At 64.9% G+C, this 14623-nt stretch carries 15 protein-coding genes and 1 pseudogene; 12 read left to right on the forward strand and 4 right to left on the reverse strand.

Features of this window, described 5'->3' with window-relative positions; translation table 11 throughout:
* A partial coding sequence (gene traA, locus NI18_RS13165; RefSeq protein WP_037530444.1) for a Ti-type conjugative transfer relaxase TraA occupies positions 1-2614 on the reverse strand: 2614 nt, incomplete at its 3' end.
* A gap of 223 nt (positions 2615-2837) precedes the next feature.
* On the opposite strand from traA, the gene NI18_RS13170 reads away from it, so the two are divergent.
* The 8 genes from NI18_RS13170 to NI18_RS13205 all read left to right on the forward strand — a co-directional run bounded on the left by NI18_RS13170 (position 2838) and on the right by NI18_RS13205 (position 8716).
* The gene (locus NI18_RS13170; RefSeq protein ID WP_198527013.1) at positions 2838-3218 is read left to right on the forward strand and encodes a GFA family protein; all 381 of its coding nucleotides are present in this window, start codon (positions 2838-2840) and stop codon (positions 3216-3218) included.
* Complete coding sequence (locus NI18_RS13175; RefSeq protein ID WP_037530365.1) at positions 3211-3537, forward strand: conjugal transfer protein TraD; 327 nt, start codon at positions 3211-3213, stop codon at positions 3535-3537. The genes NI18_RS13170 and NI18_RS13175 overlap by 8 nt, the downstream gene beginning before the upstream one ends.
* Positions 3538-3553: 16 nt before the next feature.
* Entirely contained in the window at positions 3554-3772 is a 219-nt protein-coding gene (locus tag NI18_RS13180) for a conjugal transfer protein TraD (protein WP_037530367.1), read from the forward strand.
* Positions 3769-4053, forward strand: coding sequence for a hypothetical protein (locus NI18_RS13185; protein ID WP_037530369.1), 285 nt, complete (start codon positions 3769-3771; stop codon positions 4051-4053). Before NI18_RS13180 ends, NI18_RS13185 begins: the two co-directional genes overlap by 4 nt.
* Positions 4050-4784: an SIMPL domain-containing protein gene (locus NI18_RS13190; RefSeq protein ID WP_037530371.1), complete on the forward strand. Its 735-nt coding sequence runs from the start codon at positions 4050-4052 to the stop codon at positions 4782-4784. The genes NI18_RS13185 and NI18_RS13190 overlap by 4 nt, the downstream gene beginning before the upstream one ends.
* 7 nt (positions 4785-4791) lie before the next feature.
* On the forward strand, positions 4792-6459 hold the full coding sequence (locus tag NI18_RS13195; protein WP_037530373.1) for a type IV secretory system conjugative DNA transfer family protein: 1668 nt from the start codon (positions 4792-4794) through the stop codon (positions 6457-6459).
* Between the two features lie 972 nt (positions 6460-7431).
* Positions 7432-8307, forward strand: a complete 876-nt coding sequence (locus NI18_RS13200; RefSeq protein ID WP_037530378.1) for a replication initiation protein — start codon at positions 7432-7434, stop codon at positions 8305-8307.
* 37 nt (positions 8308-8344) lie between these two features.
* A complete protein-coding gene (locus tag NI18_RS13205; RefSeq protein WP_128082217.1) occupies positions 8345-8716 on the forward strand; it encodes a hypothetical protein in 372 nt (123 codons plus the stop codon).
* A 28-nt stretch (positions 8717-8744) separates the two neighbouring features.
* Here NI18_RS13205 and NI18_RS13210 read toward each other — a convergent pair whose 3' ends face one another.
* The 3 genes and pseudogenes from NI18_RS13210 to NI18_RS13220 form a co-directional block, all read right to left on the reverse strand.
* On the reverse strand, positions 8745-9023 hold the full coding sequence (locus tag NI18_RS13210) for a hypothetical protein (protein WP_007406335.1): 279 nt from the start codon (positions 9021-9023) through the stop codon (positions 8745-8747).
* 17 nt (positions 9024-9040) lie between these two features.
* Entirely contained in the window at positions 9041-9682 is a 642-nt protein-coding gene (locus tag NI18_RS13215; protein WP_007406350.1) for an AAA family ATPase, read from the reverse strand.
* A 74-nt stretch (positions 9683-9756) separates the two neighbouring features.
* Positions 9757-10389: pseudogene (locus NI18_RS13220) on the reverse strand (transcription elongation protein SprT).
* 511 nt (positions 10390-10900) lie between these two features.
* On the opposite strand from NI18_RS13220, the gene NI18_RS13225 reads away from it, so the two are divergent.
* The 4 genes from NI18_RS13225 (at position 10901) to NI18_RS22425 (ending at position 14616) form a co-directional block, all read left to right on the forward strand.
* Positions 10901-11179 carry a type II toxin-antitoxin system ParD family antitoxin gene (locus NI18_RS13225; RefSeq protein ID WP_037530383.1) on the forward strand — a complete coding sequence of 93 codons (279 nt, stop codon included), beginning with the start codon at positions 10901-10903 and terminating at the stop codon, positions 11177-11179.
* Entirely contained in the window at positions 11176-11472 is a 297-nt protein-coding gene (locus tag NI18_RS13230) for a type II toxin-antitoxin system RelE/ParE family toxin (RefSeq protein ID WP_007406359.1), read from the forward strand. The genes NI18_RS13225 and NI18_RS13230 overlap by 4 nt, the downstream gene beginning before the upstream one ends.
* Positions 11473-11488: 16 nt before the next feature.
* Positions 11489-12136 (forward strand): histidine phosphatase family protein, encoded by a 648-nt coding sequence (locus NI18_RS13235; protein WP_007406334.1) that lies wholly within the window; start codon positions 11489-11491, stop codon positions 12134-12136.
* A 95-nt stretch (positions 12137-12231) separates the two neighbouring features.
* On the forward strand, positions 12232-14616 hold the full coding sequence (locus NI18_RS22425) for a hypothetical protein (protein ID WP_128082218.1): 2385 nt from the start codon (positions 12232-12234) through the stop codon (positions 14614-14616).
* The last annotated feature ends 7 nt before the right edge of the window (positions 14617-14623 follow it).

A 14623-nucleotide genomic window follows, 5' to 3' on the forward strand; every position in this document is an offset into this window, starting at 1 on the left:
CCGCCGGGATTGCCTCGGCCGCCTCGCGCACCAGCGCCGGATTGCGCTCGAACGCGGATGCGAGGTCGCGCGCGCCATGGGGCCGCACCCGGTCGAGCGTGTCGCCGGCCTTCGCCAGGGCCGCCTGCTGGTGCGGAAGCACCGGCAAGCCCTTGTCGCGCATCCGGTCCATATCGGCCTGCGCGCGCGCATAGCGCTCGATCGCCCTGGCCTGACTGGGCGCGGTCGATCCCCGCTCCGAGCCGGTATCGATCCCCCCGCCTTTGCCGTCGCGGCCCGCCAGCTCGGGTGATGCCGGTTTCGGCCTGAACCCGGCGAACATGCCCTTGGCCTTGTCGCGGACCTTGGCGACCATCTCACGCGCGCGTTCCGGGAACCGGATCTCGCGCCGCTCGGCGAACGCACGGGCCTGGTCCTGCTCGGGCTTCGCATAGTCGCCCGCCATGTCCTTGGCGCGCTCGCGCGATAGCGTGCGGGTGAGCTGGCGCTGATCGGCGAAGTCATCGCGGCCATAATGGAGCTGCATCCCGTCGCGGTGCCGCGACAGACCGACATAGGCGCTGTGCCGGTCCATCCCCGGCGTCGCCAGCACATGCGCCTGATCGACCGTTACCCCCTGCGACTTGTGGAAGGTCGCGGCATAGCCGTGATCGACATGGGCATAGTCCTTGAGGTCGAAGGCCACCTTGCGGCCATCGTCCAGCTTCACCGCCATGCCCTCCGGCCCGACGCGCTCGATCGTGCCGAGCGTGCCGTTCTTCACGCCAAGGTCGCGCTCGTTCTTGAGGAACATGATGCGGTCGCCGCTGGCGAACTCCCGCGCCCCCCTCTCGGCCGAGACACGCACGTCATCGCCCAGCCCGCCCGACGCGCGCACCCGCTCGCGCGCTTCCTGATTCAGCTCGCGCACCTCGGCGTTGGTGTGGGTAAGGATGATCCGGCTCTTGTCCGGATCGGCCTGGCGCGCGCGATCCCAGCCATCGACCAGCGCGCCCCGGGCCAGCTCGCGCGTCTCGGCCGCATGGACCATGCCGTGCGCCTCATAGGCGTGGACGGCCTCGCCGGTGCGACCCGTGGCGAGGGCCTTGGTGGCGTGGCGCTGCCAGACCTCGCGCTGCCGGCGTATCTCGGTGATCTCGGCCGTGCCGTGCCGCTCGGCCAGCGAACGGAACGCCGCCCCCGCCTCGATCGCCTGCAACTGCTCGGGGTCGCCGACCAGCACCACCTTCGCGCCGGCGTCGCGCGCGGCCGACAGCACCCGCTCCATCTGCCGCGAACCGATCATGCCAGCCTCATCCACCACCAGCACGTCACGCGGCCCAAGCTGCTCGCGCCCCTGTCCCCATGCGTGCTCGAGACTGGCGATCGTCCTTGAGGCGATGCCGGAACCGCCCTCAAGGTTCTCGGCGGCGATGCCCGACAGCGCCGCCCCGCGCACGGTATAGCCCTCGCGCTCCCATGCCTCACGCGCGACGCCGAGCATCGCCGACTTGCCGGTCCCGGCATAGCCGACGACGATGGCAAGATCGCCGCTCCTTCCTATATGCTCCAGAGCGGCCTGCTGATCTTCACCGAGTGTCAGGCCGCCACTCCCGGCGGTGTCCAGCCCCCTTGCTAGCGATGCCGCCGGGAGACTATGCCCGGAACGCTCCGCAAGCTGATCGCCGGCGCGTTCAAGCCGCTGCTCGACCGCGATCATATCGCGCGACGTGAACCGCTCCTGGTCGCGGCCGTCCTTACCCAGCGCCACCAGCTCGGGGCTGGCACGCACCGCGCTCACGCACAAGTCGAACTGCTCCTTGCCGTCGCTATGGCGGTGGACGAACATGGCCAGGTCGCGGGTCGTGAACGTCGCTTGGCTGCGCGTGATCGCGTCCAGCGCGATCTCCGGCCTGGCGATAATCTTCTCGCCATTCTCACGCGCGATGCGCAGATGATCGTCGGCGCGCTCGGCATCTTCGCCGCGATCCAGACGCCGTGATCCTGCCGGACCGATCTTGTGCTGGGGCTCCAGCGCGATCCCCTGCGCTTCCAACGTGCGATGGTCGATCCGCGCGTCAATATCGAGCGACGCAAGCCGTTCGTTGACATGATCGGCCCACGCTTCGCGCCATTCCTTCAACAGCTCCGTGCTGTTCCAGTCGCGCACCTTCTTGCCGAACCCCTCCGGCCCGACTTCGCGCATCGACAGCATGACATGGGCGTGAGGCTTGGGACTGCCATCCTCGGCGAAGTCCCAATGCACATTGAGGTCCGCCACCATCCCGCGCTCGACAAACTGCTTCTTCACGAAATCGCGGGCGAGGTTCACGCCTTGCTGCTGGTTCAGCTCACGCGGGATTGAGAACTCCACGTCGCGGGCAAGCTGCGCATCCCTGCGCTTCTCCCCGGCCTCGACTTCATTCCACAAGGTTGCACGATCGTTTAAACGCTCCGGCGCGCCTTCGGGCAGCATGATTTCCGAATGGACGACGCCGGCCTTATTGGAGAAATCGTGATCGCGCCCGAGCCGGTCATCGTGCAGCTCGGACGCCGAACGATAGGCCGCGCTCGCAACGGCGCTCGATCCGTTGGCGCGACTGATGACCTTGGCCGAGAAATGGTAGATCGCCATGACGGCCACTATACTGCCTTCTAAAGCGCACGTCGGCAATGACGTATAAGCGCGCACTCACACTCTCTGCCGTTCGCATGATTGACTTCGCCGCATTTCTTGACGGAAGCGCTACCCTTGCAGGCTGATCGTGCTACGCTGCCCCTGCGATTACGGGCGCGAGAGAGGCTCGATGGAGGAACACGGCGCTGTTGAACTTGAAGGCGGATGCCTTTGCGGAGCGATGCGCTACGTGCTGACGGCTGCGCCGCGTGTTCACTATTGCCATTGCTCAATGTGCCAGCGCGCGACCGGCAGCGCCTTCGCGGTGCTCGCATGGGTCAAATGGGACGATGTTGGCTGGCACGGCGATACGCAGAAGAGCTACCGTTCGTCACCGATCGCACGCCGATCGTTCTGCGGCGAGTGCGGTACGCCGCTCACCCTGCACTACGATGAGGCCAGCGGCATCGAAACGGATGAAGTCGCCTTCCATGTCGGCACGCTCGATCATCCCGAACGGGTCACACCTGACCATCATTATGGCGTCGAAAGTCGCCTCCCTTGGGCCGACTGCGGTGCCGGCCTTCCCGAACAGCAGACGAAGGAATCCTGGGATGCGTAAGGTGCGCGATTACGATGCCGAATTGAAGGCGCTGAACGACAAGGCGCGAGCCCTCAAGGCGCGGAAGGTGGAACAGTTTGGCCAGCTCGTTGTCGCCACCGGAGCCGATGCGCTCGACGCTGAAACTCTCGCCGGCGTGCTGCTCGATGCGATCGGATCGAACGACGCCAACGTAAGGGAGGCGTGGCGCGCGAAAGGCGCCGCCTTCTTTCAGCGGCGCGGGCGCAAAGCTGGCGGCGCTGCTGCAATCGACGGCAACGATGGAACGGCACAATCGGGCGTCGATGCTACGGGCGGAAGCGGGACAGCGGCGAGCTGATACGCGGGGCTGGGTGATGCAACGCCGCGAACGCACCCGCCACCTGATCGAGCTGGGCGGCCTCGTCCAGAAAGCCGGTCTGGTCGAGCTGGTCGAGGATGATCGTGCCACCCTCTACGGCGCACTGCTCGATCTGGCGGTAAAGGCGCGCGAGGACGGCAATGCGCTCGCGCTGTGGAAGCGGCGCGGCAAACGCGCGTTCGACGCGGAAGCGGAAGGGAGCGAAACACAATGACCAAACTCGATGTCGAGGCGATCCGGGCCGAGGTCCGTGCGCTGCATTTCAGGCGCGGCTCGCTGGCCGAGGTCGCGGCCTGGCGCGAAGCCGATGCTGAATCCCGCGCCAACCTCGCGATCGAAGACATGGCGCTGGAGCCCGATGAGGACGCGCTGTTCGATATGCTGCGCGACGAGGCCGTACCCCCTCCCCTCGCCACGCAAATCCTTCTCAAGCTGCTCGGTCATCCCGACGCCGATCCGGCGCTGGCGATCACGCCGATCGGAGCGGGCAAGTGAGAGGCGCGGCACTGTTCACGGCCGCGCTCGGCCTGGCTGTCCTGACCGGCTGCACCCCCGCCGCTCCCGACCCGCGCGGGCTCGATTCCGACGAAACCCTGCTGACCGTCACCGGCACCGGCCGCGCCGAAGCCGCGCCCGACCAGGCGCTGTTCACCGCCGGCCTGTCGAGCATCGCGGCCGATGCGCAGGCCGCCAGCGCCCGCAACGCCGAAACCATGAACCGGATTACGGCCGCGCTTGGCCGGCTCAACATTCCGGCACGCGATATCCAGACCCGCAATCTGTCGGTCAGCCGCATCGACTACGGCACCAACAAGGGCAAGTTCGAAGCGAGCAACAGCGTGTCGGTGCGGGTCCGCGATACGGCCCGCGTCGGGGATGCCATCGCGGCCGTCACCGCCGCCGGCGCCAATATCGTCTCCGGCCCCAACCTCTCGGTCGCCGATCCCGAAAAGGCGAACCTCGGCGCCTACAGCCTGGCTTACAAGGCAGCGCACGCCAAGGCACAAGCCTATGCCGATGCGGCGGGCCTGCGGATCACGCGCGTGCTCTCGATTCATGATGGCGGCCAAGGTGGCTACATGCCGCCGATCGCGGAGATGGACGCCCGCATGGTCGCACCGCCGCCAGTCGTCGCGGTGCAGGCAGAACAAGCGCCCCCCGTCATGGCCGGCACCAATGCCGGCATCGTCTCGGTGCGCGTCGATTTCGCACTGGCGGTGAAGTGAGCTGACGATGGAGTGGTTTCGCCAGCTCGGCCGCGCGATCCGCAACCTCACCCGGATCGCGCGCCAGAATCCGATATGGGCGATCACGGCGCTGACGCTCAGCCCCGTCAAGCTGATCCGCCACCTGTTCGGCGTCGCCATCCTGTTCCTGATCGTCGGCATCGTGCTCGCTGGCGGGATGCAATTCGTGCTGCACTCGCTGCTCGGCCTGGCTCGCGATTCCCATATCTATCAGACCGTGATGATGCTCACCTTCCTGGTCATCATCCTCGTGACGCTGCGCGCCCTCTTCCAACCCCTGATCCTGCGCTATGGCGGCCCTGACGGCGACGCCACCCACGGCTCGGCCCGCTTCGCCACCGATCGCGAGGCGCGCCCGCTCGCCCAAAGCGAGGGCCTGCTGATCGGGCGGGATCGAAAATCGGGCAAGCTGCTGCGCTATGCCGGCCCCGCCCATCTGCTGACGATCGCGCCGACGCGCACCGGCAAGGGCATCGGCACCATCATCCCCAACCTGATCGACTATCCCGGCTCTGTGGTCTGCATCGACCCCAAGGGCGAGAACGCCCGCGTCACCGCACGCCAACGGGCAAGGTTCGGGCCGGTCCATGTCCTCGATCCGTTCGGGGTAACGGGCCAGCCTAGCGGGGCGTTCAATCCGCTCGATCGCATCGACCCTGCCGGCCTCGATCTCGCCGACGACGCCATGACGCTCGCCGACGCGCTGGTCTATGACGCTCCCGGCGAAGCCAGCGAAGCGCATTGGAACGAGGAAGCCAAGGCGCTGATCGCCGGCCTGATCCTGCATATCGTCGCCAGCGAGCCGCCCGCGACCCGCACCCTCGCAAGCTTGCGCGATCATCTGACGCTCGCCCCGCAAGCTTTCGCCACCCTGCTCGCGGATATGCAGGCACAAGGCGGCCTGGTCGCACGCGCCGCCAACCGCCATCTCGGCAAGTCCGATCGCGAGGCCGCCGGCGTGCTCTCGGCCGCGCAGCGCCACACCCATTTTCTCGACAGCCCGCGCATGACGGCGGTGCTGGGCCGCTCCGATTTCGCCTTCGCCGATCTGAAAGCAACGCCAGCGAGTGTGTTCCTGGTCCTGCCGCCGGACCGGCTCGCCACCTATGCCCGCTGGCTGCGCCTGATGGTCGCGCAAGGGCTGACCGATCTGGCGCGCGCCGGCACGGCCCCTCCCCGCCCCGTGTTGTTCCTGCTCGATGAGTTCGCCGCGCTCGGCCGCCTCGATCCGGTCGAGCGGGCTATGGGCCTGATGGCCGGCTATGGCGTCCAGCTCTGGCCGATCCTGCAGGACGTGCATCAGCTTCGCGCCACCTATGAGCGCCGCGCAGGCACCTTCCTGTCCAACGCCGGCGTGCTCCAGGTGTTCGGGGTCAACGATCACGACAGCGCCAAGCTCGTCTCCGATCTGCTCGGCCAGGAGACGGTCGTGTTCGAAACCATGAGCCGCGCGCTCGACGCGGAGGAAACCGGCGTCTCGTTCGGCACCCAGCATGTCGGCCGCGCCCTGCTCACTCCCGATGAGGTCCGCGCGATACCCGGCGAATTGGAGCTGCTGTTCCTCGCCGGCCAGCGGCCGATCGTCGCCACCAAGCTCGCCTACTATGCCGATCGCGAGTTCGCCGGGCGGTTCGACGCGGTGCTGAGCGTTTAAACGATCGCAGCCGGCGTGGCCGCAAGCGTTATAATATCACCTGTATATCTACATGGTTGCGTTCCGCCGTATCGCGCTGCGCGTATCCACACGACGAAAAACGCGGAAAATCGGTCTTTGGCGCGCTAAAGGTGAGTTTTGGGGTAGGTCCTCACCGTTGGCGATCGATGCTGACGCCCGCCGGTTGAGCAGGTAGGTGAAACCACGAAGATCTAGGCTTTGAAAACGGCGGCCAGGGAAGCCCGTAGAGCGCCGTGAACGCTCCATCCCCATGCCTCTCTCACCCGACGCCTAAAAAGAGGCTGAGCGGGCCGGAAATCGCGTCAGTAGCAACGTTTCCACCTGTCCTGCCCTCTCGATTGGATCACTACCCTATCCGCTTGGCTTTTCTGGAAAGCCATTTGGACGGTTGGTCTTGGTGATGTGCTGGCTGTTGGGGCAGAACGGTGGAGCTGGTGCCAAGCCATAGGAAACGTGCCGGCGAAGCCGGCTCATTATGGGGATGCCGGGTGGGAGGATCGCTTTAGCGATCCGGGGCGGCCGAAGGCCGCGAGCCGGCGGGGCGAAGCCCCAAGAGGCGGTGCTTTCTTCTCTGTCCTATCGGTGCAGCAGGAGCGAGTTATCCACAGGTCGGCTACCCCAAAACTCACCGTTCCCCTTCAGATTCAAATATTCTTCTTAGATTCAAGATTCAGGGGTGCGCAAACCCGCACAAAACCAAGGAAAATGGCCTCGAAAAGTGAGTGTTGGGGTCGAGTCGCGTGAGTTTTGGGGTAGCCGAAAGTGAGCTTTGGGGTCGGTTAAGGTGAGTGTTGGGGCAGAGTCGGGTGAGCTTTGGGGTATGCCCGATCGCGACGGTGAGTTTTGGGGTATCCCTCTCTCTGAACGGCGAGCCGGAAGATTTGCATAACTCACCGCTCGTCATTAGGGTGAGCGGGTGGAAAGAGTCTCCTCACCGTTGGAAGTGATCGCATGACGCAAGCTGCCTTGGCCGAAACTGCTCGAACGTTGATGCAGCGCGGTCGCGGCAACCCGTTCGATCCTGCCAATTACGGGGAAATCGTGAAGCCAGGCGAGCTGGTCGATATTGTCGAGCTGTCTCCCCTCACCCTCGCCGATCGCCGCATCTATAATCTGTTGATCGCCAATGCCTGGGACCGGATTGGAGAGCCGGTGATCCATCGCATCGCCAAATCAGCACTAAAAGGCACGCACCAGGGCAATGAGCGGATCGAAAGCTCGCTGTTGCGCCTGATGGGCACGATCGCGATCGTCACCATCCGCAAGGGTGGCAAGAGCTTCAAGCGCCGCGTCCAGCTCCTCGGCCCGAGCGACGAAAGCCTCGAAAAGGACGGTTTTCTTCATTACCGCATTCCCGAGGAGCTGATCGAGATACTGCGCAACAGCGAGGTCTATGCGCGGCTTAAGACGCAGGTGATGTATTGTTTCGAGTCGAAATACGCGCTCTGCCTCTATGAAATGATCGAGCGCCGCATTGGTCTCGAATACAAGCAATCTGAAGAGTTCACCGTCGCCGAGCTGCGCGGCCTGCTCAACGTGCCCGATGGCAAGCTCGACCGCTTCGCCGACTTCAACAAATACTGCCTCAAGGTGGCGCAGGACGAAATCAACAAGCTCTGCCCGTTCTATGTCGAGTTCACGCCGATCAAGAAGGGCCGCAAGGTCGAGCGCGTGGCGATGATGTGGCTGCCCAAAACGTCGAGCGGACGCCGCGACGCGCAAAACCTGATCGACCAGCATAGCATCGTGCGCCGGGCCAAGCTGCGAGGCGGCATTCCCGAAATGCCGGTGCTGGTGGATTTCAGCCTGCCCGCCGCCCAACGGTGAGCCCCTACCCCAAAACTCACCGTTCGCGCTGCGGACCGTGACTGTCGAGCCTCCCCCTTGCGACATTGAGACCCAATGGTGGGTGCATGATGGGGAAATCCGCGTCCATCGCCTGCTGACGCGGGAACGCTTCCCTTGGCTCCATGACCTGCTCGCCTCCACCTCGTGCCAGGATGAAGAGACGCTCTGGGAAAGCCTCGATGCCCGGATGCACCTCTGGCAAGGCCGAAACTGGCAAGACGATGGCGAGCTGCGCGCAGGGCTCGCGCGCGATGCGAAGCGCTTCAACAAGCGCCACCCTCCTGGTTCGGCGGCACGCCGCGCCGCATGGTGGGCGTTGGGTGGGTTCGCCGCGCGTGAAAGCTATTTCGGCCCGCTGCTTGGCGAACTGGAAGAGCTGGGCAGATAGCTCCAAAATGGAGCGATCTCGATCGGCCTCACCCTTCGCCGGCGTCGAGCGCGCGGCTAACGGTGAACTGAATCCAAGCGCTGCGGCTGATCCCACGCCGCTTGGCCGCCGCATCGACCTTCGCGAGCAACGCCCGATCAAAGCGCAGCATCACCGGCGACTTGCGTGGCTCGCTCCCCTCCCCTGCTTCCTCGGCCGCCGCGATCGGCGCGGCCGCCGGTTTCGCTGCGCCGGCGATAAAGGCGTCGGCCGCCGTGTCATCGGCCGGAGCTTTCGGCTTGCTGTTCGGTTTACGGGCGATAGCCATCGACGTGCACTCCGATATTATCTTGATATACAGACGGCACCGATCAGCGCTGTCAGCTCGTCGATCGCCTTGGGGTCGCGCGGGCTCTGCTCAAGGATCGCCCTGCCCTCGGCCGCCGCGTTCGGGAACGCCTTGCGCCGCACGATCGACGTGGGCAGCACCTCGATCCCCTCGATGTCACCGATCATCTCCAAGGCCGCTTCATTGTCCGCTCCTTGCGCGTCCGCCCCGTTGAGCACGGCGACGGCGCGCAGACCCTCGTTGATCTCGCGCGCCTCGGCGACCAGCGCCGCGACCTGATCGAGCGCCCACACATCGAAGCTGCGCGGTTGCACCGGGACCAGCAGCGTGTCGGCGACGGTTAGCGCGGCGCGCAGCGAGCCGGTGTCGCGTCCGCCCACGTCGATAATGATGTCGTCATACTTGCCAGCGAGCTGACGGACCTGGCTGCGCAGCGCAGCGCCGGTGAGCGCCACGGCAGTATAGCCGGCCTCGCCAAGCCGCTCGGTGCGAAGCTGGGTGAAGGTGAGGGCGGTGCCCTGTTCGTCCCCGTCCACCAGCAAGAGGTCGCGGCCGGCGAGCGCCAGCGCAACCGCTAGGTTGACGGCGAGCGTGGTCTTGCCGACGCCGCCTTTGGTGTTTCCGACTGCCAGTATCATAGCGCCCTCACTGTGCGAGCTATCGTTATGCGCTTTGGCATGATCTGTCCATCGCTGTGATATACAGATAATGCTCACTCCTTTGGCTCGGGATCGTCCTCGTTGAGCGGGTCGTGCTGCATGGGGCCGTGCCCCTCGATCGGACAGACCGGCGCTCCGGCCAGTTCCAGCCATTTGCGCGCGGTCCTCACCGTATAGCCGCATGTCTCACACTCGCATTTGAGCAGCCGGGTCGTCTATTTTTTGGGCGCGGTTGTCTCGCCGGCGGTGTCGAGCCGAGCATGGGGGAGGGGGCCTGCCGCGTCGAGGATTGGTGCCACCGCCGCAAGGAACGCCTCGCCGGGAGTCGTGGCGCGCATCGGCCCGATCAGGCCAAGTCCAAGCGCGACCCATTTAAACGCCTTCCCGTGGCCCGCTGGGATGCCAACGGCGGCATGGGCCAGCTCGTGGGCGAGGATGCCCGCGATCTGCGCCGGCATGGCGTCGGGGTCGTGGGCGAGGTCGGGGCGGATGAAGATTTCAAAATGCCCGTCCGCGCTAAGCCGGTTATCCCAGCACTCGCCGATCGCCTTGCCCTTGGCACCCCTGCTGGTGAAGCCGATCGCGACCCGCACGCGTGCGGGCAGAGGGGCGTCCAACGCCTCGAACAGCGGGGCCATGCCCGCCGCCATCCGATTGAGCCAGCTTTCCCGGTTGTCCTGTTCCATGCCTTCTACTCCCTTCAAATCGCCTGACCGGCGATGGCCAGGCCATCGGCCGGACACGGACGCCCAAGAACGCCGGCAGGAGAGGGGGGCAGCGGGAATCGGCGGGGTGGAGCGGGCGCAGCGAGGCGCAGCAGAGTGAGCCACGGCCCGTCTATTCCCGTTGCTGGGGAGAGGGGGGCGGAACGCTCTCTCCCCTCAAATGAAAGATCCTCGCCGGCGCACGCCGGCACGACAGGCAGGGGCAACGCCCCTGCCTTACGCGAGGATCGTCACGCTTATGCGCCAAGACCGCTTGCGGGCTTGGTCGGAGCGGTCACGCGGAGATAGAGCCGTGCCCGAAGGGTCGCGCCCGAGCTTCCTTTAAACTATCATAATGAACGCAGATTGATAGCTCTATGATATACAGATGCCACACATTTGAAGTCCAACACGATATGTGAGCGGGAAGGATGGGTCCGGTTGAACATCATGGCAATTTTTGCCATATATAGCTGATTGGAGGTATCAGCCGATGGCTACCATGAATGTTTCCCTGCCTGACCCGATGCGGGACTATGTGCAGAACCGTATCGACAGCGGCCAATATGCCAGTGTCAGCGATTATGTGCGTGACCTGATCCGCCGCGATCAAAGCGCAATCGTCGATGAAGAACGCTGGCTGAAGGAACTCGATGCCTCGATCGACGAAAGCCTTCAGGAGATGAAGGCTGGTGGCGGTCATGACCTCGATGAAGTTTGCGATGCGATCATTGCCGACATTCAGGCAACGAGCGGTGAAGCGCGGCAATGAAGGTCACGCTGTCCACACGGGCTAGGCGCGACCTCGAAGGCATCCGCAATTATATTGAGAAGGACAATCCCGCCCGCGCGATCTCGTTCGTTGGCGAGCTGCGCGACACCGCGAAACGCATAGGCGACATGCCCCGCGCCTTCCCGCTCGTCCCGCGCTACGAACAGCATGGGATCAGGCGTCGGTCCCACAAGGGATATGGGATTCTCTATTCCGTCGAGCCGGATCGCATCTTCGTCCATCGGATCATTGGCCCCGGGCAGGATCACGACGCTGCCCTGCAACTGAATTGAGGGGAGCGACGGGACCATGAGAGCGATATTCATCCGCCACGGCGAAAGCACCGGCAATGCCGGCATGCCGTGCCACGATCTGGCGACAATCGAGCTGACGAAGCGCGGTCAGGAACAAGCGCGCGCGGTCGCGGCGAGCTGGACCGAAGCGCCGGCGCTCATCGTCACGTCGCCTTATACCCGTACCCAGCAGACAGCCGCGCCGACGATCGCCCGCTTTCCCGACGCGCCGGTGGAAGTGTGGCCGATCGAGGAGTTCACCTATCTGCAACCGGCGCGCTGGAACGGCACGCGCAGCGCCGAGAGGATGCCGCACCTCGAACGCTATTGGCGTGAGGCGGACCCAGCTTATTGCGACGGCGAGGGGGCGGAGAGCTTCGGCACCTTGCTACGGCGCTGCGAGGCGGCGCTGGCCCGCCTCGCAGCCATGCCTGCCGGGTCGCTGGTCTATGTGTTTGGGCATGGGCAGTTCATCCAGGCCGCACGCGCGATCATCACGGACACCCATCTGGATGACCGAGGCAAAATGCTCGGGTTCTGGCGCAAAGGCGAACCGCCCGCGATCAGCAACGCCGAACGGGTCGGATTCCGCTGCGGCCCCGGCTGTGAAGACAGCGGTCACTGGATGCCGGATCATCCCCAATGCCCCAACTATGATCGTTGACCGGTCTTTCCTTCTCGCCATCCGCGACCGTGCCAGCAGCGCGCTCATCTTCTTCGGCTGCATCGCCGATCCGACACTCCGCTGGAGAAAGCCGAATGAGAAATCTCGCCCTTGCTATCAGCGTTCTCGCTATTGCCAAGGCGGTTCCTGTGATTGCGCAGGAGCAGAAGCCTTTGTCCGAAACCTGCCCGAACCTGACGCCCGAAGAGATCGAGGCGATCGAGAACTACAAAGGCGAGTTCTCTGAAAACGCGCTCTACGCCCGCGCCTATTGCGTCAGCGTGAAAGAGGCTGAGCGGCAGATGGAAATCCAGAACCGTGGCGCGATTGGACCGCGCAGCGAGCCGGGGCCACGCCCTGCGCCGCCAGCCCCCGATGCCGATATCGGCACCCTAGCACAAACCCTCCACGCGAATGAGGCAGATACATTCGCGGGCCTGTGGATCCAGCATCAGCCGAAATATGGCGTGGTGGTCGCGTTCACTCGCGATGCGGCGGAGACACTGGCGAAATATACCAATGATCCACTTTATATCCCGCTCGACCGGCCCGGACCGACCCTGACGGAACTGCGCAGTGCACAAGAGCGGCTCGTGCGCGATCTCAGCGCGCTAGGCATCAATTGGTTCGGCATCGGCGGAAATGAGAGCACGGGTAAAATCGAGGTCAGTCTCGGACAAAGCGCCGATACGATTCACAAGGCCGCTGCACGTGGCGAGATCGACCTGCCCGATTTCGTTGTCTTCAAGGAACCCGACCCATTCCCCGTCAGCGCTCCGCCCGTGCCGCCCGGCGACACGCGCGTCAAAAGCTTTCCGCAGTTCGCGATGCGCACCGATGGCATGCCGCGTACGCTGGTCGGCGTACCCGATGTCCCGGCGCGTCTGGAATTGCGTGAGGGCTGTCTGTGGCTTGTCCCCGAGAACGAGGAACCCAAGATCGCGTTGTGGCAGCAAGGCGACGCGCTCGACCTGACGGACCCGAACCGCGTCGCGGTACTGAACCGCTTTTCGGGCGCGAGAGTTTTTGCCGATACGGACGTCGTGCTGATGGGCCTCCAACCGGGCGAGGAACGCACGCCCGACAGGCTAGTCGGGACGCAGGCTTGCCCGGGGCCCTACCGCGTGGTGCGCGGGATCGTCCCACGCGAGGTCTGGGACAAGCAGCGCCGCGACGCCGCCCTCGCTAGTCGCGAACGGGAACTCGGCAGCCGCGCCGCTGCCGAAGCCGACTATGCGGCTGACATGGCGCGGTTGTCCGACCTGAGGATGTGGCGGACGCGGGCGCTTGCCGACCATGGCGACGTTATCGCCAGCATCTGGATTAACGAGGAGCAGGGCACAGCGCATATGTACCACACCGACGCGCTGGCGAAAGGTGCGCTGGTGCCCGCGGCGCTGTTGCCATTCGTCACCGCGCAGGTCGTGCCGCAAGGCAGCAACGCGCTGGAGGCGGCGCGTGCTGATATCGCCGCGCAGATCGCGGTCGCCGGAATCGAAGCGCAGATCCGCATCGAGCCGACCGGCGGATATGTCGAGTTGCGCCCGTCGGATCTCGCCGCGCTTTCGCAGGCGGCGGTGGCAGGCGCGATCAGCTTCCCTCCCCTGGTGCGCGTCGCAATCGACAACCAGAATGCCATCTACCGCGAGGACATTCCCCTCCGCCGCGATCCCGAGGCGATCTGGTATCCGCTGGAGGCGCACCCCGATTTCGCCGCAATCCGCGCGCTGGTCGAAAAGACGCCGATCATGCGGTCCGAACCGTCTCCGACGAACCACGAGAAAAGCGTGGTTGTCGCGCGCAAACCATCGAAGGCGGGATCACTGCAACAGACGCATTGGCTGATTGCAAGCGGCTACACGCTACGCGAGATCGAGATGCTGCGCCGCGCCGGGTTCGATCCCATCGAGGCGCTGGAGGACATGAACGGGCGCCAGACCGTCGAGAAACGCGCGCTGACCGCAACCGATATCGTGGTGGCCGAACCGATCGGCATCGACGTGGCCGATCCTGGACCGGACGGGTTCGCTTCGACGGTGCGTTGGCGAGTGATCGAGGTGCTGAAAGGCGATGCCGAAGCGGGCGAGGAGCTTCGTCAGCGCCTGGCTTCTGGCGAACGCGCCGACCACGCGGGTGTCGTTCGATATGGGCAGAATATGGACGAACCGGTGCTGCTGCCCGGTCTGCCGACATCACTGGAGCCGGGAACGCGCTGGGTGCTGCATCTCAATGACTCGCTTTATCGCCATGCGTCCTATACCCAGGGTGGCGAGCGCGCGGCGCGCGAAGGGCGCTGGTTCATTTCTGTGCCCTGGATGCCATCTTCGCGCATTGCCGAAGACGGCATGGTGCGTCCAATTTCACTCTATCCCGAACCGATCGCGCTCGACGAATTGCGCGAAGCAATCGCTCCGATTCAGCGCGCGCTCGGATCGATCCATGAAAAAGGACGCTCCCTAGCAGAGCGGCAAGAAAAGTAGGGTTGGG

The sequence above is a fragment of the Sphingomonas sp. Ant20 genome, assembly GCF_000783375.1.
GTDB classification, from domain to species: Bacteria; Pseudomonadota; Alphaproteobacteria; order Sphingomonadales; family Sphingomonadaceae; genus Sphingomonas; species Sphingomonas aerolata.

Excerpts from the sequence above, each read along its gene's own strand:
- NI18_RS13170 (WP_198527013.1), top strand. The coding sequence starts at position 2,838 with ATGCGCTACGTGCTGACGGCTGCGCCGCGTGTTCACTATTGCCATTGC.
- NI18_RS13175 (WP_037530365.1), top strand. The coding sequence starts at position 3,211 with ATGCGTAAGGTGCGCGATTACGATGCCGAATTGAAGGCGCTGAACGAC.
- NI18_RS13180 (WP_037530367.1), top strand. The coding sequence starts at position 3,554 with ATGCAACGCCGCGAACGCACCCGCCACCTGATCGAGCTGGGCGGCCTC.
- NI18_RS13185 (WP_037530369.1), top strand. The coding sequence starts at position 3,769 with ATGACCAAACTCGATGTCGAGGCGATCCGGGCCGAGGTCCGTGCGCTG.
- NI18_RS13195 (WP_037530373.1), top strand. The coding sequence starts at position 4,792 with ATGGAGTGGTTTCGCCAGCTCGGCCGCGCGATCCGCAACCTCACCCGG.
- NI18_RS13200 (WP_037530378.1), top strand. The coding sequence starts at position 7,432 with ATGACGCAAGCTGCCTTGGCCGAAACTGCTCGAACGTTGATGCAGCGC.
- NI18_RS13210 (WP_007406335.1), bottom strand. The coding sequence starts at position 9,023 with ATGGCTATCGCCCGTAAACCGAACAGCAAGCCGAAAGCTCCGGCCGAT.
- NI18_RS13215 (WP_007406350.1), bottom strand. The coding sequence starts at position 9,682 with ATGATACTGGCAGTCGGAAACACCAAAGGCGGCGTCGGCAAGACCACG.
- NI18_RS13225 (WP_037530383.1), top strand. The coding sequence starts at position 10,901 with ATGGCTACCATGAATGTTTCCCTGCCTGACCCGATGCGGGACTATGTG.
- NI18_RS13230 (WP_007406359.1), top strand. The coding sequence starts at position 11,176 with ATGAAGGTCACGCTGTCCACACGGGCTAGGCGCGACCTCGAAGGCATC.
- NI18_RS13235 (WP_007406334.1), top strand. The coding sequence starts at position 11,489 with ATGAGAGCGATATTCATCCGCCACGGCGAAAGCACCGGCAATGCCGGC.
- NI18_RS22425 (WP_128082218.1), top strand. The coding sequence starts at position 12,232 with ATGAGAAATCTCGCCCTTGCTATCAGCGTTCTCGCTATTGCCAAGGCG.